Source organism: Oleiphilus sp. HI0067, assembly GCF_001635735.1.
This window is the reverse complement of record NZ_LWFI01001416.1, coordinates 1-1,015: the sequence shown is the minus strand read 5'-3', so window position 1 is coordinate 1,015 and position 1,015 is coordinate 1. Positions and strand designations below refer to the sequence as shown.

The window sequence follows — 1,015 nt, the reverse complement described above, 5'->3', positions numbered from 1 at the left end:
TTGTTCTGGTGTTAAGCCGACAACCACCCAGTCTAGATCTTTGCTTTTAAGGTTGAGGAGGCGGTCTCGGACGGCTCCGCCTACGATGAAATAAGAGTCTGCAGGAAGCAGATTAGAATTTGAATGTGATGACATGTCGCTAGCTTAGCTAAAAGGCGTAGCCAAGACCAACTGTTCCGCCAATTTCTACTTCATTAATCATTGCGGCGGCTTCAATACTGAATCCATGTGGTTGATACAAAAAACCACCCGTTAGAATAGCTTTGTCTTTGGCGGCTTCAGATGTTTGTGCCATGTTGATGCGCATGCCCGCACGGAGGTGAAAGTCGTCTCTTAAAAAATATTCTCCACCGAAACTTAGAAAGCGGGTTAATCCTTCGAAGTCATAGACCTCGTTTTCTGAAAGATCGATATCCATAGTAAGCATGTAGTTTTGGCGGTAATGCGCCACGCCAAACTGATAGAGTGCTTGCACAGCACGAGCTGTGCCGGGATAAGGGCCTGTGCGGCTCGCATTTTCAGGTCTGTATGGTGTGAAATCGGTCGGGATCATGTTCATACCAACAAAAGAGAAAATCCATTCGCCGTCGAGTATCGGACCTGAAAGGCCTAGCTCTTCGCGCATAAAGGATTCGGTCATTAACATTGAGAACCCTAAATCAACATTCCATTCTAAGAAATCACGACTTACCTGTTTGTCTGGTGGGTTGCGTGGGTTATATGTGTTAATACTTTCCGCGCGATGTGAACCCCTTATTTCGACTAGCTTGGGCGTGAAGCCCCAAGATATTGGCATGTTGTAAGAAATTACATTTGTGGTGGCTACGGTAACACCGAACTCACTAATATCGACATAGGTGTTGTCGACGGTTGAACTGAGTCGCTCCTCAAGAGTCCCTAAAACAGAACCACCGCTATCGAGAGTGTCTATTAATTCCGCAAACTTGGCTTCATCCTTGTTAAGAATCGTCGTCATTTCACGTATATCACGGCGAGTATAAAAGTTAATCGTGAC

Annotated in this window: 2 protein-coding genes; both read right to left on the bottom strand. The window is 45.6% G+C overall.

The annotated features are described in order from the left end of the window. The coding region (locus A3739_RS28320) for a hypothetical protein (protein ID WP_156502772.1) at positions 1–135 on the bottom strand (135 nt) is incomplete at its 3' end. A 13-nt stretch (positions 136–148) separates the two neighbouring features. Beyond that, on the bottom strand, positions 149–1,015 hold an 867-nt coding region (traF, locus tag A3739_RS22470), incomplete at its 5' end, for a conjugal transfer protein TraF (RefSeq protein ID WP_156502771.1).